The sequence below is a fragment of the Pedobacter sp. Leaf41 genome (assembly GCF_001422545.1).
Classification (GTDB): Bacteria; Bacteroidota; Bacteroidia; order Sphingobacteriales; family Sphingobacteriaceae; genus Pedobacter.
Genome location: NZ_LMLE01000002.1, coordinates 1 through 24,227, shown reverse-complemented (window position 1 = coordinate 24,227; position 24,227 = coordinate 1). Strand labels below are relative to the sequence as shown.

Annotated in this window: 23 protein-coding genes; 15 read left to right on the top strand and 8 right to left on the bottom strand. The window is 38.0% G+C overall.

The genetic code is table 11. The features are described from left to right. The first annotated feature begins 1 nt into the window (after position 1). From ASE92_RS06610 to ASE92_RS06570, 9 genes are all read left to right on the top strand, one after another. Complete coding sequence (locus ASE92_RS06610) at positions 2-880, top strand: hypothetical protein (protein ID WP_056849329.1); 879 nt, start codon at positions 2-4, stop codon at positions 878-880. Between the two features lies 1 nt (position 881). Further along, positions 882-2,510 (top strand): hypothetical protein, encoded by a 1,629-nt coding sequence (locus ASE92_RS06605; RefSeq protein ID WP_056849328.1) that lies wholly within the window; start codon positions 882-884, stop codon positions 2,508-2,510. Next, positions 2,497-3,165, top strand: coding sequence for an OmpA family protein (locus ASE92_RS06600; protein ID WP_056849327.1), 669 nt, complete (start codon positions 2,497-2,499; stop codon positions 3,163-3,165). Before ASE92_RS06605 ends, ASE92_RS06600 begins: the two co-directional genes overlap by 14 nt. Further along, positions 3,165-3,866: a S1C family serine protease gene (locus ASE92_RS06595; RefSeq protein ID WP_056849326.1), complete on the top strand. Its 702-nt coding sequence runs from the start codon at positions 3,165-3,167 to the stop codon at positions 3,864-3,866. The genes ASE92_RS06600 and ASE92_RS06595 overlap by 1 nt, the downstream gene beginning before the upstream one ends. Next, the gene (locus tag ASE92_RS06590) at positions 3,863-4,360 is read left to right on the top strand and encodes a thermonuclease family protein (RefSeq protein WP_082454961.1); all 498 of its coding nucleotides are present in this window, start codon (positions 3,863-3,865) and stop codon (positions 4,358-4,360) included. The genes ASE92_RS06595 and ASE92_RS06590 overlap by 4 nt, the downstream gene beginning before the upstream one ends. An 18-nt stretch (positions 4,361-4,378) precedes the next feature. Next, positions 4,379-4,708 carry a DUF6804 family protein gene (locus ASE92_RS06585; RefSeq protein ID WP_056849325.1) on the top strand — a complete coding sequence of 110 codons (330 nt, stop codon included), beginning with the start codon at positions 4,379-4,381 and terminating at the stop codon, positions 4,706-4,708. A 14-nt stretch (positions 4,709-4,722) separates the two neighbouring features. Next, a complete protein-coding gene (locus ASE92_RS06580) occupies positions 4,723-4,932 on the top strand; it encodes a hypothetical protein (protein WP_056849324.1) in 210 nt (69 codons plus the stop codon). Further along, on the top strand, positions 4,920-5,441 hold the full coding sequence (locus ASE92_RS06575) for a thermonuclease family protein (RefSeq protein WP_235527306.1): 522 nt from the start codon (positions 4,920-4,922) through the stop codon (positions 5,439-5,441). Before ASE92_RS06580 ends, ASE92_RS06575 begins: the two co-directional genes overlap by 13 nt. A gap of 102 nt (positions 5,442-5,543) precedes the next feature. Beyond that, complete coding sequence (locus ASE92_RS06570) at positions 5,544-5,795, top strand: hypothetical protein (protein WP_056849322.1); 252 nt, start codon at positions 5,544-5,546, stop codon at positions 5,793-5,795. 80 nt (positions 5,796-5,875) lie between these two features. Here the strand turns inward: ASE92_RS06570 and ASE92_RS06565 are convergent, their stop codons facing one another. From ASE92_RS06565 to ASE92_RS06555, 3 genes are read right to left on the bottom strand one after another with little or no spacing between them, the layout of a single operon-like run. Beyond that, positions 5,876-6,715 carry an endonuclease/exonuclease/phosphatase family protein gene (locus tag ASE92_RS06565; protein ID WP_056849321.1) on the bottom strand — a complete coding sequence of 280 codons (840 nt, stop codon included), beginning with the start codon at positions 6,713-6,715 and terminating at the stop codon, positions 5,876-5,878. Between the two features lie 16 nt (positions 6,716-6,731). Continuing rightward, entirely contained in the window at positions 6,732-8,510 is a 1,779-nt protein-coding gene (locus ASE92_RS06560; RefSeq protein WP_056849358.1) for a RagB/SusD family nutrient uptake outer membrane protein, read from the bottom strand. A 25-nt stretch (positions 8,511-8,535) separates the two neighbouring features. Next, positions 8,536-11,844 (bottom strand): TonB-dependent receptor, encoded by a 3,309-nt coding sequence (locus tag ASE92_RS06555; RefSeq protein WP_082454960.1) that lies wholly within the window; start codon positions 11,842-11,844, stop codon positions 8,536-8,538. Positions 11,845-12,172: 328 nt separating this feature from the next. Here ASE92_RS06555 and ASE92_RS06550 point away from each other — a divergent pair, with 328 nt between their 5' ends. From ASE92_RS06550 to ASE92_RS06530, 5 genes are all read left to right on the top strand, one after another. Next, positions 12,173-12,730 (top strand): RNA polymerase sigma factor, encoded by a 558-nt coding sequence (locus ASE92_RS06550; protein WP_056849320.1) that lies wholly within the window; start codon positions 12,173-12,175, stop codon positions 12,728-12,730. After that, positions 12,723-13,511 carry a HEAT repeat domain-containing protein gene (locus ASE92_RS06545; RefSeq protein WP_056849319.1) on the top strand — a complete coding sequence of 263 codons (789 nt, stop codon included), beginning with the start codon at positions 12,723-12,725 and terminating at the stop codon, positions 13,509-13,511. The genes ASE92_RS06550 and ASE92_RS06545 overlap by 8 nt, the downstream gene beginning before the upstream one ends. A 19-nt stretch (positions 13,512-13,530) precedes the next feature. Beyond that, complete coding sequence (locus tag ASE92_RS06540; protein WP_056849318.1) at positions 13,531-14,448, top strand: DUF4097 family beta strand repeat-containing protein; 918 nt, start codon at positions 13,531-13,533, stop codon at positions 14,446-14,448. Positions 14,449-14,504: 56 nt separating this feature from the next. Continuing rightward, complete coding sequence (locus tag ASE92_RS06535; RefSeq protein WP_157255660.1) at positions 14,505-15,230, top strand: hypothetical protein; 726 nt, start codon at positions 14,505-14,507, stop codon at positions 15,228-15,230. A gap of 154 nt (positions 15,231-15,384) precedes the next feature. Next, positions 15,385-17,823 carry an outer membrane beta-barrel protein gene (locus tag ASE92_RS06530; protein WP_056849316.1) on the top strand — a complete coding sequence of 813 codons (2,439 nt, stop codon included), beginning with the start codon at positions 15,385-15,387 and terminating at the stop codon, positions 17,821-17,823. Between the two features lie 49 nt (positions 17,824-17,872). Here the strand turns inward: ASE92_RS06530 and ASE92_RS06525 are convergent, their stop codons facing one another. After that, complete coding sequence (locus ASE92_RS06525) at positions 17,873-19,207, bottom strand: paraquat-inducible protein A (RefSeq protein WP_235527305.1); 1,335 nt, start codon at positions 19,205-19,207, stop codon at positions 17,873-17,875. Between the two features lie 12 nt (positions 19,208-19,219). Further along, positions 19,220-20,524: a paraquat-inducible protein A gene (locus ASE92_RS06520; protein WP_235527304.1), complete on the bottom strand. Its 1,305-nt coding sequence runs from the start codon at positions 20,522-20,524 to the stop codon at positions 19,220-19,222. A 258-nt stretch (positions 20,525-20,782) separates the two neighbouring features. Between ASE92_RS06520 and ASE92_RS06515 the strand changes: the two genes are divergently transcribed. Next, the gene (locus ASE92_RS06515) at positions 20,783-21,040 is read left to right on the top strand and encodes a hypothetical protein (protein WP_056849314.1); all 258 of its coding nucleotides are present in this window, start codon (positions 20,783-20,785) and stop codon (positions 21,038-21,040) included. Between the two features lie 7 nt (positions 21,041-21,047). On the opposite strand, the gene ASE92_RS06510 is transcribed toward ASE92_RS06515, so the two are convergent. From ASE92_RS06510 to ASE92_RS06500, 3 genes are all read right to left on the bottom strand, one after another. Next, positions 21,048-21,938, bottom strand: coding sequence for an AraC family transcriptional regulator (locus ASE92_RS06510; protein WP_056849313.1), 891 nt, complete (start codon positions 21,936-21,938; stop codon positions 21,048-21,050). Between the two features lie 61 nt (positions 21,939-21,999). Then, complete coding sequence (locus tag ASE92_RS06505; RefSeq protein ID WP_056849355.1) at positions 22,000-23,004, bottom strand: aldo/keto reductase; 1,005 nt, start codon at positions 23,002-23,004, stop codon at positions 22,000-22,002. Between the two features lie 275 nt (positions 23,005-23,279). Then, entirely contained in the window at positions 23,280-23,891 is a 612-nt protein-coding gene (locus ASE92_RS06500) for a GIN domain-containing protein (RefSeq protein WP_056849354.1), read from the bottom strand. Between the last annotated feature and the right edge of the window lie 336 nt (positions 23,892-24,227).

Genomic DNA, 24,227 nt, shown 5'->3' with positions numbered 1-24,227 from the left:
CATGGGTAAATATTTAATCATTATTGTGCTTTTTTTAAGTCCATTTGTTGGATACTCAGCTATAAAACTAATAGAGACCAAAGATAAAAGTGACAGTACCAAAAAGCAAGATGATACATCAAAAGTAAATAATCAGATTGGCGACCAAAAAGCAATTGATTCAACAGACCAAGGTGATCCTGCAACTAATATAAAAGATGTTCAGAATCCCGACAAATCCATGGACTCTAAAGCGGACGTAACATATGAGAATTATCTTTCGCTTAAGCACTTATTGTTCTATTCTATGACTTGTCTTTTGGGCGTAGTCACAACTTGGTTTATCAATAGAAAATCTTACAAAGATAAATCTAACCAATATAAAAATAAAATTAGAAGCCTTGAAAACGAGGTTAATTCTCTAACATTTAGACAAAATAAAGGAAGCAATTTATTAAATCGTAATGAAATTAACACAAAACAGATTAATCTAAGTGAAGCAGGCAGTGAAGAAATAAGCCTTCCTATTGAATTATCTGTTGACAACCAGATTCTAACTATAAATAACGCAGAATCAAGACTTTTATACTTCCCAAATCCAAATTTAGATGGAAATTTTAGAAGCAGTGAAGGCAAGGAAGTTTTTACAGAAGGTGCCTCTGTTTACAAATTTACTTTAATGGACGAAACCAACGCAAATGTCGAATTTTGTGATAATCTATCATCAGTAACAATTGCATTAAATAATAGAAATGAAATGATTCTTAGCTTGGCAACCGAAACCAACCCTTATAACCCTAATGCTTCCAAAATAATAATAGTTGATAACAAAAAAGCAAAAGCACAATTAGAGGGCAACATTTGGCTAATTAAAGAAAAAGCTAAAGTTAAATACGTATAACATGAAAATAGAATATATAGAGTACGTTTTAATCGCAATCGTTATAATCGTTCAATTATGGTTTTTCATAAGAACGAGAAATAAGATTACTGAATTTAAAAATTCTATACCTAACATCTCCCAAGTAGAAATTACAGAAACTGAACTAACCGATGAACAAATTGAAGCTTATGTTTCCAATAAATTAATGGGAGAAATTGAGAGTTCTAAGCATTCTGATATTCTAATAAATGAAGTGGAGAATGTAGATTATGATGAACAATTGGAATTGTATTCTCCACAGAACTACAATGAAGGAGTTATAAAAACTAATCGTATTAAAATTGTTTCCTCATTAAAAAACGAGAGTAAAACATTTAAAAATATATTGTCCTCCTTAAACAAATACTTAGTTAGAAATAGGCACTCATCAGCTGATTTTAATTTGGTAAAAGATATAGTTGAGCGTAATACGGACACTATTGAGGAAGAAATTAATCTTACCCTATCAACCCCACTTTATTTAGGCTTAATGGGTACAATGATTGGTATTGTAATTGGTCTATATAGTATGTCTGATATTTTCAATAGTGACATTAGTGATGAAAGTTTAAGCAAGGGTATAGGTATCCTGTTAGGTGGAGTGAAAATTGCTATGGTAGCTAGTTTTGTAGGCTTGTTACTAACAATCATCAATTCATCTTTTAGTTTCAAGGGAACAAAATATAATATTGAGATTAAGAAAAATGATTTTTACACTTTTATCCAAGTAGTGTTATTACCCTCACTTAATCAAGGAATAGGTTCTACATTCGAATCTTTGCAAAGAAACCTTTCTAAATTTAACGAGAAATTTGACTCAAATCTCGATAGGCTTTCAACAGTTTTCGATAAAAATTACGAATCGATTAAATTACAGAAAATGTTAGTTGAGCAAATGGATAAGACCAAAGTTGCTGAAATGACAAAATATAATGTTCAAGTACTTAAGGAGCTTAACGTTGCAATTGAGCAATTTGACAAGTTTAATGTAATGTTCAATAATATTAATATTTATATCGCTAACTCATACCGTCTGGCAGAGACAAGTACGGAGTTATTAGATAAGACAAATAATTTTGAAAAAATTGCAAATACTATCCAAGAAAACTTAAACAGTCATCATCAATTGATGGAGTTTCTAACTAGTCACTTTAGTGATCTTAAACTGCACAAAACTAAAGTAGATGAAGCTGTTGTTGGCATAAGTTTTAGTATTAAAGATACTTTTGACCAACTGCAAAAGTCAATGATATTGAATAGCCAGAATTTAGGTGAAGAGGCGGTGAAGCGAAATTTAGATAGCCAAAATATTTTTAATGCTTTTACAAATGAGCTTAAAGAATCGTTCTTAAACCAAACTGAGATTTTCAAATCAATTTTAGATGAGAAGAAATCAAATTTAGATCAATTGCAACATTTACAAGCAATTCTTTCTGAATTAAAATCGAACAAAAATATCAATCCAAATGATAAGCTAACCTTTTTAATTACTGATTTAAACAAAGCAGTAAGTAGTTCAAATGAAATCATGGAGAGAATTGAAAGTAATATTCAAAAGCCATTTTATGCAAAGTTATTTCCCAAAAAGCAACTAAATGAAAGGCAATAAGCACGACTTTTTTTGGCCAAGTTTTGCCGATTTGATGACAAGCTTATTTTTTATTATGCTAGTGTTATATATCATAACTTTTGCTCAGCTAAAAAGAAAGAATAAAGTTCTTGAAAACCAAATTAAGATTATTAAAACAGTTGAAGCAAATCTGCAACCATTAAAGAATGATAAAAAACTATTTACATATGAAGAAGAGTATAGTCGATTTAAATTAGCTTTTGATGTTAAATTTCAAGATGATAAATTTTCAATAAGTTCAACTAATGATTTGGTTGACCCTATTGCGACCAGAGCTAAGATCAAAAATGCTGGTAACAAACTTAAGATAGTTATTGAACACTTAAAAACTGCGAAAGAACGAAACAAAGAGTTAGATAACGTATCATATATCGTGGTTATAGCGGGTTATGCTTCAAAAGATAATAACCCAAAAAGATTGATGCATAATTATGAATTGAGCTACCTACGAGCCTTACATCTCTGGCAATATTGGAAAGATATGGGTATTGATTTCGAATCCTCAAATTACAAAGGTTTAGTTGATTTACAAATATCTGGTAATGGCTGGGGTGGTGTAGGTAGGTTGGAGAATGAAAAAGATAATCAACGGTTTTTAATTCAAATTTTTCCTAAAATCGGAGATATCAAATAATGAAAAAGCTAATATTTAATTCTATGGCTATCTGTATCGTTGTTCTGTTCAGCTGTTCCAGATCGGGCAAAAAAGGCACTGTACTAGCAAAAAGCGAGACAAAACTATCCATAGTTAATGAGGATTTGTCTGAGAAAATTAAAAGTCCAAAATCGCTACAGGATTTGTATGAGAAGAACAAGGTTTCTGTTTTCTTGATTTATACATCTGATGGCGAAAAATATCATCAAGGATCAGGTTTTTTTGTCTCAGAAGGAGGGGTATGTGTAAGCAATTATCATGTTTTCGCTGGAACTTTAAAAGGTCAAGAAATAATAAAAACATTAGATGGAGAAGAATATAAAATTTCTGAAGTAATTTCTTCAAGTAAGGAGCTAGATTATATCATCTTCAAAATAGAAAATGATATAAATCAAAAGTTTCGCTTTTTACCAATTTCGAACGTATTACCAAATATTGGAGATAATGTTTTTGCAATTGGCAATCCAAAAGGTCTTGAAAGTACACTTTCTACAGGTATAGTTTCTTCATTAAGAGATGAAAATACTCTTATTCAAACTACAGCAGAGATTACAAATGGTAGTAGTGGTGGTCCATTGTTTAATATGAAAGGTGAAGTTATAGGGATAACCAGCTCGGGTATGGGAGAAGCGAACTTAAATTTTGCTATAAATATCCTTGCAATTAATCTAAACTTATGAGATTAAAATATTATACATTGTTATTCCTATTCTTGATTTCATGCAGTGATAGCGGAAACCCGAAAATAAAAAGCTCCAACCAAAAAGGAAAAGTAGTTGCGGTAAAAGACGGTGATACTATTGAAATACTTACTTCAACAAATGAAACCATAATTATTAGGCTTGCAGAAATTGATTGCCCTGAAAAAAAACAGCCATTTGGTCAAAAGGCCAAACAGTTTACATCTGATTTTTGTTTCGGAAAATTTGTTGAAATAATAGGAAATAAGAAAGATAGGTACGGTAGAACTTTAGCATTTGTTTTTGATGAGTATAGAAATAATTTAAATGAAATTCTTGTTAATAATGGACTTGCGTGGCAATATGTTGCACATTCCAAATCGGAAATATTGAAGAAGCTAGAAAAAGAGGCTAGAAATGCAAAGCTGGGTTTATGGATTGACGAAAATCTCACACCACCCTGGCAGTGGCGAAAAATAAGAATTAACCGTTAAACAAATTCAAATATCTAAATGACCACTTCAATCAAGCTCATCCTCGCTTTTCTTCTTATCCTTTGCCTTGCCAATATGCCTTACGGCTACTTTCAACTCGTTAGATTTGTTGCATTAGTTGGGTTTGGCTTTTTAGCATATCATTCACAGGAAAAAGAAAATCGACGAGCTTTTATTGTTTATGTGATTTTAGCGTTGTTGTTTCAGCCATTTTTTAAAATAGCGCTAGGTAGAGTGTTGTGGAATGTTGTAGACCTAATTGTCGCTATTAGTCTATTAGTATCCATATTTGTTAAACCAGGACATCAACACAAAAAAACCGTCCTGCAAATGCATCGAAAAGAATAAATCCATCCCCCCAAATGAAATCCCTATCCCTCATCCTTTTACTTCTTACCAACATTGCTTGCAGCGAAACCAAATCGGTGTACCTTTGCGACAGCGAGGGCGGTAAAAAATACCACTTCGAAAAAACTTGTCGTGGTTTAAGCAATTGCCAGCATAAAATCATCGAAACTACTTTAGACAAAGCAAAAAGCCAGGGCAAAACACGGTGTGGATGGGAAAAATAACATTACTGATTTTATTGCTTTGGGTTCGGCCGTTTGTTTCCGCTGAACAAATAAATCCTGATCTCAAAAAAACTACTTTTAGCGCCAAAGTCATCCGAATTATGGATGGCGACACCATGGAAGTTTTATATCAGAACACACCCATAAAAATTCGCCTGGCGCATATCGATTGTCCTGAGAAACGCGGCTCGCAGCCCTTTGGAAATAATGCCAAAACGGCCTTATCAAATTTATGCTTCGGGCAGCAGGTTAAGGTATATGGCGAAAAATACGACCGCTATAAAAGGTTAATCGCTGTGGTTGCAAATCAAAATAAACAGGTTGTCAATCAGGAAATGATTAAACAGGGCATGGCCTGGCATTTCAAAAAGTACTCATCAGATCCGCTCTATGCTCAACTGGAAATCAGCGCAAGGAAACGCAAAATAGGTTTATGGAGTGATGCACATCCTGTTGCGCCTTGGGAATGGCGGAAGCCAAAAAACAGGCCATCGGTTAAGAACATGTAGCGGAAAAATGGCTCGCAGGAGCATTAATTAATGCGATCAATCCACCGTCAGAAAAACTTTCGTAACCTTTCGTTGTTCCTTTTACAAACAAAGCATATCACGATGATTACACCAAAACCACTGCTCTCAGAAAACGTTAAAGATTTTATGGATTATGCCCTTGAAGTTATAAAATCGATGGATGGCGCACCCGAACATACCGCAGCAGATCGGCTTGTCGTAAATGAAAATATTGCAAAGCTTAAAGAATATTTAGAGGCTGTTTCCACATCCTACAACGAAACCGTACCAAATAATGTGAACAGTCCAACCGGTGACATACAGGGAAATTTTAGCGGCACCGGACATAGCTAAACGCTACTTTGTTGTTTTCCAATAAAAAAGCATCTCCCATTTAGAGGAGATGCCCTTTAGTAAATAGCCGTTTTTTTAGCTTAAGGTTTCAATTCAACTTCTGCTAAAACAGGAAAGTGATCAGAAGGAAACTTGCCGAAATAAGTATCGGTTAAAATTCCCCATCTGCTGGCGGTAAATTGTTTGCTCATAAAAATATGGTCGATAACACCATTACCCCGAGGCGTTCTAAACCCATTAGCTGAAGCATTATTTGCGTAAGGATATTTTACTGCACCGTAAACATCGCTAATGGTACCTGATTTGGCCAAAGTTTGATACCACTCGCTTTCTCTGCCGCCATTGAAATCTCCGGTTAGTAAAACTGGCGAATTACCCGCAATTTCCTTAATTTTTTGGAGCATTAATTTGCTGCTTTCTCTGCGGGCAACCATAGCCTGATGGTCGTAATGCACATTAAAAGCATAAAACTGCTGTTTGTTTTTTAGGTCTTCCAGCAATACCCACGAGCAGATTCTGTTGCAACAAGTTGCATCCCAACCTTTACCTGGTTTATCGGGCGTTTCCGATAACCAAAAGTCGCCGCTCTTTACCAGTTTGAATCTGTCTTTCTTGAAATAAATGGCTGAATGTTCCCCTCCATCTTTTCCATCATCGCGACCCTTACCATATCGATCGTATTCTGGCAAGGCCGAAGAAATATCTGCCAACTGATTTTTAAGTGCTTCTTGCACACCCAATACATCAAACTGATGAAAACGGATGAGATTTGCCACCACTGGTGACCTGTCTTTCCATAAATTCCCACTATCTGCCGGATTATCATATCTGATGTTGAATGTTCCGACCGTAATTTTTTGCGCCTGAACAGCAACTGATGTCAATAACATCAGTGCTGTTAATATATTTCTTATTTTCATCTGTATCTAGTTGATGTTATTGCCATCCCGGATTTTGCTTCAAATTCGGGTTACGCTGAAGATCGTTTAATGGAATTGGATAATAATAGTTTCGCTCATTCCATTTTCTTGGAATTTCATTCATCCAGGTCAACTCCCCTGAAGTACCATTTTTCAACTTTTGCGAGTTTGTCGCATTGCCGATGGTGTTCGAAACATCAACATAAGTTACACCTGCTGCACCTGGATTTGGCCTCGCACCTTGATAAAATGCAACATCCAAAATACCATCTTCATTCAAATCCATCGGTGTATTTAACGAAGGAACGTAAAACCCGTTCCACTCTTGTTCCATTAGCGAACCACGTTTCCATCTCAAAATATCAGGAAAACGCAAGCCTTCCAAACTTAATTCGATGCCACGCTCTCTTCTTACTTCCAAAATTGTCGCATCGGTAATGCCAGGAAAATAATTCGCTATTAAATAAGGATCGGCCAATGTTGGTTTGGTAGATAATCCAGCTGTTATTCCTGCTCTGGCACGAAGCGCACCTACTGTTAATGCCCAATCTGAATCAGTTAATGTACCTAATTCGGCTTTTGCTTCAGCATAATTTAACAAAACTTCAGCATAACGAAATAAAGCAATGGCGTTTGTATTGAGTGCTCCTGCATCAAAGTAGGTATCATCTAAAGTCCATTTTATAGGTTGATAGCCGGTAAAGGTGTAAGAAAAAACCGGTGGCGCAGGCACTGGCTGACCGCTGGTAATTCTTTTGTAATCGCCTAACCTAATGGTTTGTTTTAATCTTAAATCGCGGTTTTTTACTTCATCTTTAAAAACCATAGTTCGATAAGCCGGATCATTGGTAAATGGTGTACCATCTAATTTAAGGTAAGTGTTAATGAACGTACGGGTGAAACTTGCTTTTGCGCCGTAGGTACCACTCGTCCACCACCAGTTGGCTTCGTTTAATACACCTAAATTAATATCGGCAACTGAGGCCTGTAATACTTCATTCGTTACCGGGGTATTGCTGGTAAATACCTGGCGATAAGAGACTCCCGGGCCACCGTTATTGTTGATGGAATACCCACCGTTTTTGATTATTTCATTTGCTGCTGAAGCCGCCTCTTCCAACCATTTATTTGCAGTTGAAACCAGATTTAGTTCTGTGTGGTACTTTCTAAAAGTTCCTTCAAATAAACACAATCTCGATTTATAAGCATGAGCTACCCATTTGGTAACCGTGGTACGACTTGGATCATTAGTAGCTTGAATGTTTGCGCAGGCAAAATTAATATCAGCCAATACAGAATCCATCACTAGTTCCCTTTTATCGCGACCAGCATTTAATGCCGGATCATCAATATTTAAGGGTTTACCAATCCATGGCACATCGCCGAAACGTTTCACTTTTTCCATATAAAAGTAAGCCCTGAAATAACGGGCAATACCTAAATAATTATTGCGCACCGAAGCTGGCACCGCCGGATTATTACAATTGGCAATAAAATAATTGATGTTTCGCAAATCGCCCCAGCTCCATCCAGAGCTATTATTCGCTCCAAAACCACCTTCTCTAATAAAATCCTGAACCGATCTAACTGCTAAATAATCAGACATTGCATCCTGACTGGTAGAGTTTTTCGGTAAAAAATCCATATTATAAAATGAATTTGTATATAATTTCAGTCCGTTTTCAGTGCCAAAAACGGCATCTTTCGTGGCTGTTGATTCAGGTTTCTGATCTAACTTTTTACAAGCTGCCAAACCCAGGCAAGCCAGTAAAGCCCATATATATTGTTTTTTCATCGTTGATTTTTCTATTTTATTGATTCTAAAATCCAATGTTTAAACCGAATGAAATACTTTTCATCAGTGGATAATTGTAACCATCGCCATTGGTGGGGTTATTGTTGATATCCTGATCTGCTGGTACAGCATTTTCTACATCAATTGTATTTTTCACAACTTTGTACATCGGCGAATAGGTAAATAAGTTCTCACCAGAGAAAAACACCTTTGCCGTACGGGCACCAATACGGTTAACCCATTTGGTTGGCAAGTTATAACCTACCTGAATATTTTTCATTCTTAAATAAGCAACATTTTGCAGGTAACGCGTTTGCGCCACACCTAAGGTACGGTTGGTATTGCTTGATGCCGCTCTAGACATTGTTCTTGGAAAATAGGCGTTTGTGTTTTCCGGAGTCCACATATTGCCTAAATGAAAAGTTGGAATATTATTGTACGGCCTGTTGTATTGCCCCCAAAACATTTCTGTTTCCGTACTAGGGTACCATTGTTGTTTACCAACTCCCTGAAAGAAAACAGAGAAAAAGATATTGTTCCAATCTGCACCTAAATTAATTCCATACATATACCTTGGAGCAGAATTACCGATGATTCTTCTATCTCCGGATTTGCCTACTTTATTCTCGCCAACATTAATTAAACCGTCGCCGTTTAAATCTCTCAATTTAATATCTCCAGGAAACCATCGCCCTGTTGGAGAAGCACGCATCTGCGGATCTTGCTTGGCATGCGAAGCGATATCTGCCTCATTAATAAAGAAACCTTCCGTTTCATATCCCCAAATCTCTCCTAAAGTTTGCCCTTCATAATAATCATTCAACAATTTATCTGGATTGTTATACTTATCAATTTTGGTTTTATTATCTGCCAGGGTAAGCCTTACATTATATTTGAAAGGTTTATTTTCATTACCAAACCTGTCATTCCAGCTTACTGATACTTCCCAGCCACGTGTAGTTAAGTTAGCATAGTTTCCTTTAGGCACATCGGCACCAAAAACGGCCGGCGGAGTAAGGCCTGTGGTGAACATGTCGGTTGTTTTACGGATGTAAGCATCTCCATTAAAGGTTAAGCGGCCCGAAAGCATGGTTAAATCTAAACCGAAGTTGCTGGTTGTAGAGGTTTCCCAGGTTAAACCTTCAGGTAAAACAGCTGGATTACGGGTAGTTTGTGGTCTCGAGCCATTCAAAATCTGGCCGGATTGCGAAATGTTAAATTGCTCCTGAAAAGCGTAAGATGCAATGTTACCGTTACCTAAAGATCCATAAGAAGCTCTTAATTTTAAATCAGAGATGAATTTATCCGATACTTTCCAAAACGGCTCTTTGTTGATTCTCCAACCCGCAGAAACGGAGGGAAAAAATCCGTAGCGTTGGTCGGCAGGAAACTTTGATGAACCATCATAACGGGCATTTACTTCCACTAAATAACGATCTTTTAAGGAGTAGTTTAACCTAGAGAAACCACCTAAAATAGCCCATTGCTCGTAACCACCACCCGTAGTAATAGATTGACCTAAAGCCAAATTGAGATCGGTAGCGTCTTCAAAAATAATTCCGTTACGTTGAACTGCAACCCTGTTATAGGTAGATTGTTCGTAGTTGTAACCCACCATGGCTTTCAAATAATGGTCGCTGCCGAAACGATTTTCATACTCTGCATAAATATTTGTAGCCAGATAGTTGGTTTCACGCAAATCGAACAACAAATCGTTGGTTGTGGTACCTACAAATGAAGTAACGCCACGTGTGCTGCTGTATGGCACTTGCACCCTTTTTTGTTCTTTGTCGTTATTTGTATTTCTAAAAGTAAAATCGGCGTTAACCCTAAATTTATTGTCAAAGAAATTACTTCTTAAACCCGTTATATTTCTGAAAACCTCACGCTTGGTATCGATCCCATTTTTACCGTAGAAAAAATCACCTACAGTATAAGCAGAAGCGAAGGTTAAAGTTCCATCCGGGTTGAACAGGGGCATGGTTGGCTTACCTTCATCGGCAATATTTCTCCAGATCCCACCACCTTCACCAACGTTGATGGGGTTATGGTAATTCATAATGGAGTAATCGGCATTGTTTTCGATGCTTAACCAGGGAAAAACCTGTACCGATCCTCGGGCACGGATATTTTTCATATCGTAATCATCGCTGTTGTAGCGGAACAAACCATCCTGGCTTAAGAAACGACCAGACACTAAAAACGAAGCTTTATCGCTACCGCCACTCACGGAAAGATTATTTTCGAAAGCAGCTGTATTTTTCTTATAAAGTTCAGCGTAGTAATCCGTGCTTCCGTAATAAGTATATTCGCCCGTAGTTGGGTTTACTTCAACCTGATTATAAGGCTGTCCGGATTCTACACGTCTTTTAAACTCATCGAGATAGGCCTGTGAAAATTTCTGTGTTTTATTTGCATTTTGCGGAAAAGCACCATCACCATTCACAAAGGCTTCTGCAAACATCTTTGCCCAGGTGTAACCATCGGTTACAAAATCGGGCACCTGTAGCGGACTTTTAATGGCATAATTGGTCGAGTAACTTACATTTGTACGGCCTTTTTCGGCTTTCTTCGTGGTGATGAGTACTACCCCAAAAACCCCTCTGGCGCCATAAATAGCTGCCGATGCCGCATCTTTTAATATCGATACACTTTCAATGTCATTCGGGTTTAACAAACTTGGGTCACCCTCGAAACCATCAATAAGGATTAACGCGCTACCACCCTGGCCAATGGAAGTTGTACCCCGGATATTATAACTAGGAGACTGCGTTGGCTTACCGTCCATCATCTTTAAATTAAGATTGGGCAGTAAACCCTGAAGGCCTTGCGTAAGATTGGAGATGGGTCTGTTTTCTAAACTTTTTGAGGTAATCTGATCAACAGCACCAGTAGCATTTTCTCTTTTCTGCGTTCCGTAACCCACTACAAGAACCTCGTTTAAAGATCCTGTTTCGCCTTTAAGCGTCACATTTAGCGGCGTTGTTTCACCAGCTTTTACAGCAATTTTAGTTAAGGTTGCAGTAGTATAAGAAATAAAGCTTATGGCAACACTGTAATTTCCTGCCGGAACACTCACGCTATAACTTCCGTCGTTATTGGCTTGAACTACTTTATTTAATTCTTTAATTACGATACTGGCACCGGGTAGCGGCTCGCCTTTTTCATCAACAATTTTCCCGCTGATGGTACCTGGATTTTGTTTCGTATTGGATAAGGAAACGCCGGATATTTTTTCAATGGCCCGGGATGGCGCTGTAATGGCACTCGTTAGCAGACATGCCAACGTAGCATATACCGCAATCTTCTGCGTCAACAGTAAAGGTTTTCTCATTGTTTGGTTTTTTGGCAATAAATGAATTCGTTAGCCACAAGGGGCTTTTATTATGCCGCAAAACTACCTGCCCGATGTGAAGGCTATGTTAAATTACCTTAACCTCTTTAATTTTATAAATTGGAGAATTGAGCCACCAACAAAGTCCATTACTGATAAACAAGAGCCAAATTTAGTTTTTGTTCTCTACGCAAATCCCGATCTTTCGGATCATCAATAGCGTGTTGAAATATTATTTTCAAAAAATATTAAAAAAGTGTAACACTTTTAAATAAGTTGCGACTACCCTATAGAACATACCTAATTAACACATTAAAAAGCTCCGAACTTGCCGTCTGCAGATCACATAACGGATAAAGAATTAATTGGCCTTTGCCTTAACGGGCATGAGGGCGGCTATACTGGATTGTATAACCGATATGCCCGAAAAGTTTATAATTCGATTAGCAGAATTGTGAGTCACACAGGAGAAGCCGAAGATATTTTGCAAGATACTTTTTGTGTAGTGTTTAGTGAAGTAGCAAAGTTAGATGGCGTATTAAACATTGAGGCCTGGGTAAGAAGAGCAGCAATAAACCGCTCCATTTCACACATCAGAAAAAGGAAAATTTTGTTTTCTGATATGGAAGAAATGGATTTAGAAAATGTAGCTGATGTAGAAGAAGATTTTGAGGTGTTGGATTGTAAGGTAGAAGATTTGAAGAAGAGTATTGAATCGCTTCCTGCTGGTTACAAAACCATCGTCAACCTGCATGTTTTTGAAAAACTGAACCATGAGGAAATTGCAGTGATGTTAGATTTAACAGCAACGAATGTAAGAACGCAATACCACAGGGCAAAGAAGAAGATTTTACTATCATTAAAAGATAAAGTTTATTATGAATGATCAATTGAAAGATTTTGTGGAGCGGAACAGGGAGGAATTCGATCATCTCGAAGCACCTGTTTTTGATATGCAACGCTTTAAACAGCAAGTTGCACCACAGGCAGCACCGAAAGCCAAAACAGTATCACTTTACAATAACAAAAAGTGGTGGCTTGCAGCATCCGTATTAATTGCCATTGCAGCAACCTGGTTTATTTTTGATCAGCAGCAGGCGAAAAATCCGGTTTACACGGCGGTAAAACCAAAAGTGATTCAGCCTCAACCAACAACCAGAAAGGCAGAATCAATACCTGCACCAACCGAAATGGTACCAGTGGAAGTGCAAAAAACAGTGGCCTATCAGCCTCAAACAAAACATTTAAAAACGAAAACAACCACGGTGCACACCACAAACAGCGATTATCAGGCATTAACAGATAGCAGCTCGGCAAGTGTAAGGCTGCTCGCTATTTTGGAAATAGAAAAAGCAGAAACCATCAACAACCATGTATTGAACATGCTTTCTAAAACGCTTAATCACGATGGAAATACCAATGTTCGCCTGGCAGCCCTAAGTGTGCTTCAAAAGTACAGTGCCGACCGCTACACCGCTTCACTTTTGGTTAACGCTTTAAATAACCAGGATGATCCGATTGTTCAGCTTGGGCTGATTAGCTTTTTAGGCAAAATGAAAGGACTCAAAATCGATAATCAACTTAAATCGATTGCGAATAATCCGGAAACTTTTGCCGCGGTAAGAGATGAAGCTTACAACGTATTACTAAACCAAGACAAATTATAACATTTAAAAAAATAAAATCATGAAAAAACAATTTATCGTTCTTTTTTCTCTGCTTACGATGGCGATAACCGCTTCTGCACAGAAAGAATACAAAATAAGCAAAACAAATGGTCAGCTGAATTTACATGTTGCCGGTGCAATAGTAGAAGGGTATAGCGGAAACGAAATCATCTTTTCTTTACCAGCGGGCGAAACGGAGAAAGTAGATGAACGGGCAAAGGGGCTTCGCGTAATCAGTGGCTCTGGTTTTGTAGATAACAGCGGTTTAGGTCTCGATATTTCGGAGAAGGGGACTGAAGTGAATGTGAATGTTGTAAACAAGAAAATTGATGGCGTTTTAACGATTAAAGTACCCCAAAACATCAAGGTAACTTTTGCCAATCAGAGCAGCATTTACCAGGAAGATATCATTCTGAAAAACTTAAAAAATGAGCTCGAAATATCAACGAGTTATAATAAAATCAAGCTGGAAAATAATACTGGCCCAATGAATATTAAATCATTGTACGGAAGTATTGATGCCAGCTTTGTTGAGCCCATTAAAGGACCGGTTTCTATTGTTTCTGTTTATGGCCATGTAGATGTATCGCTCCCTGTAAGTGTAAAGGCAAACGTAGATCTATCTACCAGCTATGGAAAATTATATGCTGCCGACGGGCTTAAAATTGCCCTAGAGAAAAATGTTGCAGAAGAAAAGCCAAAAGATGAGGATTTGATTACCACGATTAAATCAGCAACGAATGAAGCCCTTCTTATTTCTGGCCTAAAAAGCGGTAGCGGAACAATTATTTCAAACAATAAAAACATCAGGGTTGCAAACGGAATAGCCGTTTATGGAGGTAGAAGTTCTGAAGATATTAAAGGAAAAATAAATGGTGGCGGTGCCAATTTTATCCTTAAATCCAACTACGATAACGTATATCTCCGTGTTAAATAATTCAATCTCAAATTTCCAATAGGCTTAGTGCCTGTTGGAACTTAAACCTTCACCTTATGAAAACATTTTTTTGCTGGCTTTTAATGGCCACGGTATCTTGCATTGCTTTTGCTCAGGAAACAATCAGTAAATCTTATCCAATAACAGCCGGACAGACGGTAAATTTTGACTTCGACTTTCCGAAAACGATTAGAGTAAGTAATTGGGACAAAAAGGAAATTGCTGTTGTGGCAACGGTTAAAGTTGATGGTGTTGCCGCAGCTGATGTTTTTAGTCTGATTGAAAGCGAATCAAAAGATCAGATCTCGATTAAAAATAAACTCGAAATGGCCAAAATTCCACAACGTTTTTATGCTGTTACAAATGGTGTGAAAAGTATTTTCAATACCAAAGAAGAAATGAACGCTTTTTTGAGGGAAAAGGGCAGTACGGTGACAGCGAATTATCAAAGTCGAAATATCGAGATTAGTATTGAGATCAAGCTTCCGGCTAATACGAAAACTAACTTAAGCTCTACATATGGGATTGTAGAACTGGTTGATTTTGAGGGCCCAATAAAAATTGATGCAACTTATGGTGGTATCGATGCCAAGCTCCAGGAAAAAGCTATAGGCTCATTAAAAATGACTAATCGTTTTGGCAAAATTTATACTGACTTTAATTTCAAGCCGGAAGAAATTAAAGAGCAGCGTTTTTTTACCTCCATTAATGCGAATCCAGGCAAAGGTGCCACCTACGATTTCAGCTCTTCTTATGGCCATATCTATTTAAGGAAGCCTTAATAATTGCTTCCAAAAACAACCGGGTTGCATCAAAAAGAAAAATAATTTTCTTTTTGATGCAACCTTTAATAAAATTCAACGTCTTCTAGCTAATTAACACTTAAAATCTAAATCATTTCGATTCCCTTTTTATTTTACGAAATCCTCATCTTTCATGAATTACTTTAAACGCTTTCACCTCTTATTTACCATTTTACTTACCACAATTGTACTTCACACCTCCGCTCAGGAAAAAGGTGGCATTGTACAGGGAAAAGTAATCGATTCTGTTTCAAAAAAAGCGCTTGAATTTATTACGCTGGCTATTAAAAAAGATGGCCAAGCGATTAAAACAGCTGTTACAGCAGAAAACGGCACATTTAAATTTGATAAAATAGTTGCCGGCAAATACAGTTTAACAGCCATTGCCGTTGGCTACAATGCGAAGATTTTATCGTTCGAAATTAATGCCGATAAACCTGATTTCAACGCCGGTCAGATTACTTTGGCCTCGCAGGTAAATAACCTGAACGAAGTTTCGGTGAGTGTAACCCGCCCGGTAATTAAGCAGGAAATTGATAGAATCAGTTATGACATTCAGGCTGACCCCGAAAGCAAAGTTTTGACTGCCCTGGATATGATGCGCAAGGTGCCATTGCTTTCTTTGGATGCTGATGATAACATCAAATTAAAAGGGAGTGGAAATTATAAAATCCTGATCAACGGAAAACCATCGAGCATGGTAGCGAGAAGTCCTAAAGATGTTTTGCGAGCCATGCCTGCTTCTTCCATTCAGAAAATTGAAGTCATCACCACGCCTCCGGCTAAATACGACAGCGAGGGTTTGTCGGGGATCATCAACATTATCACCAATAAAAAAATTGATAACGGTTACAACGGCAGTTTAAATTTAAGACATCAGTTTCCGGCTGGCGGCCCCGGCATTGGCGGGTTTTTCACCGTAAAACAACGGAAATTTGGCGTAACCGCTTACGGTGGAACTGGATTTTACAGCACGCCAACCACTCAAAACATCAATTCACGAACGACTTCAGGCGCCAACCCCTCTGAACTTTTAAACATCGGAAACCGAAAATTCAATAACAATTACCGCTACGGGGGCGCAGAGTTGAGTTTTGAAATAGATACCTTAAACTTAATTACTGCAGAAATTAATCCCTATGGCGGTTACAACAAATCGGCCAATAATCAATCTTTTAGTCTAACCTCTCCAGCGCAGGTTACCGCCTATGATTTAATTAGCAACAACCGTTTCGATTGGGGCGGCATGGATTTAAGTTTAAATTATCAGCTCGGTTTTAAAAGTAACAAAGAACGTCTGCTTACCTTTTCTTATAAATACAGTAACGGAACTAATCCGCAAAGAAATGAGTTGAATTTCATCAACCGCCAGAATTTTAACGATCCCAATTATATTCAGGAAAACGAAAGCCGCTCGAAGGAGCAGACCATACAGCTCGATTATGTTCATCCCATAAAAAAACTAAATATTGAAGCTGGTTTGAAAGGAATTCTCAGAGATAACAACAGTAGTTTCGAATTCAAAAGGCAGGTTAGTGGTGGCGATTATCAGATTGATCCGGCCCGGACAAACATTTTTAACAACAACCAGGATGTAATTGGCGCCTACAACTCTTACGCTTATAACTTAACCAACTGGGGTTTCAAAGCTGGTGTAAGGATAGAAGAAACATTTGTAAAAGCCGATTTCATCAGCAATGCCTCAAATGTAAATACCGATTATTTTAACATTATCCCTTCGTTTTCAGTTAACCGCAAATTTAAAAATCAAAGCAGTTTAAACTTTGGTTTCACGCAAAGAATTGAACGCCCGGGAATAGATAATTTAAATCCATTCGTCGATCGTTCGGTGCCAAACTTCGAATACAGCGGAAACCCGGATCTGGAAGCCGTTTTGAGCAATAATTTTGATCTTACCTACAGTCGCTTCAAGAAAGGTTCTATCAACGCCGGGGTGGGCTATAATTTTGCCAACAACACCATTCAGAACATTTCAATTTACAACGATGCAGATAAAATTACCCGCAGCACCTTTGCAAACGTAGGGCGTAATAAAAACCTGACGGCCAATATCAACATCAATTATCCGCTTACCAAAAAGTGGAATCTTACGGTGAGTGGTAACGCTGGTTACGCCTGGCTGGAAGGAACAATTAATGGCTTAGCGACCAAAAATGAAGGGTTATCGGGCAGTATCTACCTCAATACAGGCTACAAATTTGAAAAAGAGTGGCGGGCAAATGCAAGTTTTAACTACAGCTCTGCCGATGTTTTATTGCAAGGCAGATCCGGGCAATATTATTACATGTCGTTCAGCGGAAGCAAAGAATTGGTGAAAGATAAGCTTACGATTTCGGCGGGTGTTAACAATCCGTTTATGAAATACCGCTACTATGAAACCCTTACAGAAGGGCCAAACTTCTCGCAGCGATACCGCGGACAAAACTATAACCGCTCTTTCAATGTAAGTTTAAATTGGAAATTTGGTAAACTCAAAGATGCCATTAAAAAGAATCAGCGGAGCATCAGTAACGATGATGTGAAATCAGGGGGAAGCAAATCAGGGAGCTAATTTTTAATACCTGAGCCTGTTACCATAGCAAACAGGCTTTGGCTAAGCATTAACATTCGCCATTGCGTTCGTCGATCTTTTTAAGGATGTAAGAAAGGATCTTGGCGAAAATAACATAGGCAACAAAAACGAAGAAGCCCAATTGTAAGGCCGAATTGTTGGAAGTAACCGTTTTTAAGGTTTCATTCTCTATATTCAAACCAGAAAGCTGACTTTTCAAAATGCCATTCAAGCCGATATAAGTCATCGCAATCCCAACCACCATTACGTCAGCCATATCCCATTTCCCCAAATCGAAGGCTAAAAACCGCAAAGCCTTTTTACTTCCGAAGAGGTGAGCACAGGCTACATGTAACGCTCTGGCTATAATCCTCAATAAAGGCAAAATCACTACAAAAAGTAATAACAGTACACCCACCAATACCGAATCAAGTTTTGGCTGCTCGATCAAAGTACCTATAATCCCGAGAATACTTTTGCTCTGGAAAAATAACACCTGATTGGTGAAGGCAATTTTATCGCCCAGCAGCGCAAACTCAAGGGTTTTGATTCGGGCATCCACTTCAATAATTGGCGAGAAAATTCCTACGGTAAGCAATACCAGGGCAAACAATAACGACATGACGAATAATGGGGCATGCAACTGAACCTGTTTGCGTAAAAATAACCACATTAAAAATGCAATGGAAATACAGCCAAGCATAATCGAGCCAAAGGTCATGGTCATCTTTTTAATGTAAGCCAATTTGGTCTCAATAATTTTATCAAATGCAGTAGCATTCGCGGCGTGGTATTTCTTGTAAATATTACGTTCTACAGTAGTAATGGTGGTATCGCTATGGTCGTAGGTTTGCGCCTCCAGCTCATCTACCTTACTGGTTGCAATGCCTTTAATTTTCTTTAAACTCCCCGGACTTGTAATTTTCACTACAATGGTTTTGGCAAACGAAGGTACCTGGGCATGCAGTTCATCCTGATCAACAAATGTATTAAAAGCCAGCTTTTTAAGCTTGCCGCCAAGTCCCTTCTGTGGTTTGGTAATCTCAGCAACAGCCTGGTTAATTAGCCCATGGAGTTCTTTTTCAACCTGTTTCCGCATTTCCAGTTTTTGCTCACCCGTGAGTTTGAAACCCTTCACTCTACGGTCGGCAACGGCAGAAATTTTATCTCCCCAGCGGTCTACAGAAAAAATACCAAAGGTGATGTTGTTCGATAAACTGTAATCTTCTTTAATGCTTTTTTGCTCAACAGCAAGCTGATAAAAACGAAAACCCGCATAGGCTGCGCCAAGCAAAAGGATGCTTAATACGGCAATGAGTACAAAGGGAGCTGCCTTGCTCTTTTTGCGTGGAGTATCGGGAGTGGAAGAATTTGTCGCCATCATAATTAAAACCGGTTAATGCGCATCGTGTGGAGTAATAAATTTAAGTATGGTGGATAAAATCAATCCATAAAGCACAAAACTGATGAAAATGATATAACCCGGTTGCAAGGCCGTGTTGTTGGTAGTGAGGATGGTGAGCGAATCATTTTTAATATTCAGTGCCTGGAGCTGCCCTTCTAACAATCCGTTCAAACCGATGTAAGCCATCAAAATCGCAATTACAATAACATCAGCCATGCTCCATTTTCCCGATTGAAAGGCGAAATATTTCACAACTCCATTCTCCGCCAATTTTTTATTGCCGAGCAAATGAATGCCAGTGGAAGTAAGTTTAACTACCGGAAATAAAATGCTAAAAGCGAGAATCAGCACCCCTACCAGGATAGAATCAATCCCTTCCTGACCAAGCAAAACCTTCACCACATCCATAATACTCTTACTTTGGAAAAACAGCACCTGATCTTCAAATACAATATGTTCGCCAAGCAACACAAAATCAATAGAGCGAATGCGGGCATCTACTTCAATCATAGAGGCGGTTAGGCCAACGGCAAGCAACATGAATGCAAAAAGGAGCGACATCACAAAAAGGGTAACGTGTAAATCGCGGCGCTTTCTTAAACCCCACCAAAAAGCCAAAACCACGGCTACACAAGCCAGCATTCCATAAGAATATTGATAGGTTTGCGTACGTATTTTAGATAAAGAAGCCCTTAATTTGCTGTTCAGCTCATCGGTGTTGTTTACTTTGTAACCTGCAAACAATCTTTTTAGTTCAGCTTGTTTGGCTACAAAAACACTGTCTTTCATTTCTTCGGTGGCCAACTCATTAAATTCGCCGATGGCCATTTTACTCAACTCTTTCTTATTCTTTGGATCATCAACCTCGGCAATAATTTTTCTGGCGAAAGTGGGTACCTGTGCCCTAATGCTGTCAGAATTGACAAAGTTCTTGATCGCAAATTTTTGAATTTTACCGCTAATGGTTTTTTTAGGTTTATTAACCAGCGCCTCCGCCTTATCAATCAAAGCAAGTATTACCTTTTCTACTTCCTGTTGCAAAACCCGTTTCTGCTTTTTGGTCATCTTCAGGTTTCGTACCTGATGATGCACAATTCTGGATACATTATCTTTCCATTTTTGCACAGAAAATAATCCGTAGGTGATGTTGTTGATATTGGAATAATCTTCCTTAATACGTTCCTGCTGATCAGAAAGCTGATGTAACCTAAAACCAAAATAACCCTCTACCCCAAGCAATACTGCCAGAGAAAGGATAAGCATCAGTTTAGGAAAGAAAGACTTTTTCTTCTCCATAGGGTTATGTTGTGTTTGCAAGATGATTGGTTTTGTATTGCCCCTACTCAAATTAACGTAATCTTTTTTTAATTGAATGATCAGCTAAACGGGTTTACGATTTGGTTAGGTATCGGCAAATAAAACAGCATTGTGCTTAAAAGGTTTTGATCCTGAAAAATAATGAATAAGGACACTCCAAAGCCTGGCGCAATTTTTTTGCGCCTAAATTTCTAATCAATATCTTTGCCGCCACATTAAAAAAGGATACGCTAAGGAATGAATACCGAAAAAGAAGATATGGTATCTAACTGGATACAAGAAAACGGAAACCCGGCAATTGAAAAATTAACCAGCATCAACCAAAACACGGCCAGGAAGGTAGGCGAGGTTTTAAAAGAAAAAGGAATAGATGCTGATACTTTTGCCCAACTGGTAGATACGCAGGTGGCAGAAATAAGCAAATGGCTGGCTGGCCATCATAATTTCAGCGAAAAAATGCTAAGTGAAATTACCGCAAAGATCGAAGTCAACTAAATTTCCGCTAGTTAAATTCTTGCCTAAAAGCAAGTGGAGAAAGATTGGTCTTCTTTTTGAATAAGGTGCTAAACGATTGCGCATGCTCAAAACCTAAATCGTAAGCAATTTCACTCACCGATAAATTTGTGGTAGAAAGTTTCTCTTTGGCTTTCTCAATTAACTTTTCATGGATGTGTTGTTGTGTATTTTGCCCGGTATGCACCCGCAACAAATCGCTTAGATAATTGGGCGAAAGATTCATTTGCCCTGCCATATATTGTACCGTTAATAAACCGTTGTTCTGGTTTTTCACAAAATAATCTTCCAGTAACCTTTCGAATTTGGATAGCAATTCATGGCTATTATTTTTCCTGGTAATAAATTGCCGCTCGTAAAAGCGGTTTGAATAATTTAAAAGCAGCTCTATTTGTGAGAGAATAATTTCCTGGGTGTGCTTATCAATATGCACACATTCATTATTTATTTTGTTCAATATCGCGATTAGGTTATCCTCTTCTTCTGCTGATAAATGAAGTGCCTCATTTACCGCGTAGGAGAAAAAGCCATATTGGTGAATAGTGTTTGCCAGGCTATCGCGAAGTAAAAAATCAGGATGGAAGATGAGCAAATAACCCGAACCGCATTCCATTTGATTCAAATCAAGATACTGAACCTGGTTTGGAGCAGTAAAACTGAGCACGCCTTTATCGTAATCATAATGCTGTTGCCCATACCTGATTTTACCTGTAGCACCTCTTTTCAAAGCCACACAATAAAAACGATTGATAAAACCTTTCCAGATTTCATCCTTCAAAAAAATCGCCTGATCCAGATTAATGACGCTAACTAAAGGGTGTAATGGTTCCGGAAGCGATAATAACCGGTGAAATTGTGAAATCGAATTTATGGCATTCATGTTGGTAATTTACAAATAAAAGGGTAAAGAATTACGGCTGCATCATGATGCAGCCGTGAAATTAATCGAGCAAGCCCATACTAAATTCGTCATAGGCTTTGCCAGTATCCGTACCAAGAGGCACTATACTTTCTAATGTAGCTACATCGGAAGGTGTTAATTCCATACTCGCCGCAGCCATATTTTGTTCCAAATACTTTCTTCTTTTAGTACCAGGAATAGGAACAATTCCTTTATTAATAATCCAGGCAATGGCCAATTGAGAAGCACTTACATTTTTATCTTTAGCCAGGGCTTCAATGGCTTCTACCAATTCGATATTTTTATGGAAGTGAGCTTCCTGAAAGCGTGGAATTGCCCTTCTGAAATCGTTTTCCGGTAAATCGCTCATTTTTTTAATATCGCCCGATAAAAAGCCACGACCAAGTGGTGAATACGCCACGAAACTGATTCCCAATTCTGTTAACGTTTGAAGTATGCCCCGCTCTTCTACTGTTCGCTCAAATAAAGAATATTCACTTTGAACAGCTGTAACCGGATGTACAGCATGTGCTCTTTTCACCGTTTCGGAAGATACCTCTGATAAACCGATATAACCTATCTTGCCTTCTTTAACCAGTTCACTCATGGCACCAACGGTTTCTTCAATTGGCGTGTTTTTATCCAACCGATGCATATAGTATAGATCAATATAATCGGTTTTTAAGTTTTTAAGTGATCGTTCTACCGCCATTTTCACATATTCCTTTTTCCCGTTGATAGCCCAGGTTACTTTATTCTCTTCATTAATTTCCCAGCCAAATTTAGTGGCTATGATGTACTTATTCCGATCTGCTCCCATTGCTTTTGCAATAAGCTGTTCGTTCTTTAAGGGACCGTATAAATCTGCAGTATCTAGAAAATTGCCACCCATTTCAAGCGATTTGTGAATGGTAGCAATCGCTTCATTTTCATCTGCGGCTCCATACATATTGGCATCTTCAAAACCCGTCATCCCCATACAGCCCAAACCAATTTGAGGTACAATTAAACCTTGATTGCCTAACTTAATTTTTTTAATTTCCATTTTTGATGTTTTTGAATAACCAAAATTAGGCTTACGTTCTGGTATCAATGTTTGCAAAACCCCGAAAAATGTATGCAAAACAAAGGAGATTTTCGATTCATCACCGACAACAAAAAAAACAGAAAAAAAAATAATATTATCAAAATCTATTTAAAGATATAAAATTATAGTTTTCATCTATTAAACATTCACCACTAATCTGCGCCAAAAAAATAAAGGCAAAAAAAAACAGCTACCCATTTCCAGACAGCTGCTTACCTATAAATAATTACCGCTTATTTTGCTAAAACCATTGCATTTTGTGCGGCGTTCATAATCGCTTCTGAAGTGTATGAAGCTGATTGTTTGCTGGCAAATTTCTCAATGTTAACGTTTTTGTTATTACTGGCAACCATCGTGCTTTGATCTGCCGTACCATTTAATTTTAGTACTGCGTCTTCTTTAACAACGGTGTATAAACTTCCGGCAGTTGCTTTGATTTTTACCGTGGCGCTCTGATTTAAAAATAACTGGAGGTTTTTAACATCAAGGTTATTGGTGCTTAGCACTACCGATTGTCCGTAGGCTTCGATTCTTTCTAAATCTTTAACGGTAATGTTTAACGTAACCTGACTATTTTCTAAAGAGTTGATGAAAAGTGTTCTGCCATCACTCATTACCGATGTTTTAGTTGCATCATAACCATCGCTGCCTAAAATGCTCGTGGTGCTTCCCTGTGTTAAGTTAATTTTCACATTTCCACTTACCCAAATTCTTTTGAATGTAGGAACTGCGTTTACTTTTGTTTCTTTTTTGATAGGCGCTATAGCGAAGCTGCTCATTGCTGATGAAGTGAATACTACTGCTGTTAATGCTACTGCGAATAATGTTTTTGTTAAATTTTTCATGACTTTATATTTTAAGTTTCTTAATGTTTTCTGATAATAAGACGCCATCACCCCCAAAACGTTGCAGGGAAAAATGGTGTATTATACCAGCTTAAGTAACTATCAGACCAACGCCTGTAATTTGTCGACGAAAAGGAGTTGGTATAGCGATTAAAACTTTCAATGATGAACAGATCATTCGCAACTTGTTATCACGACCGCAGCGGATAGATCTTTTAAGCTGAATCTCGTCCGCTGTCATCCTGAGCGTAGTCGAAGGATCTCTTTTCAATCATTCCTTTCGCCTCATCGGCGGCGGCCTTTTACCTTTTTCTTGATAAAAAGGTAACCAAAAAT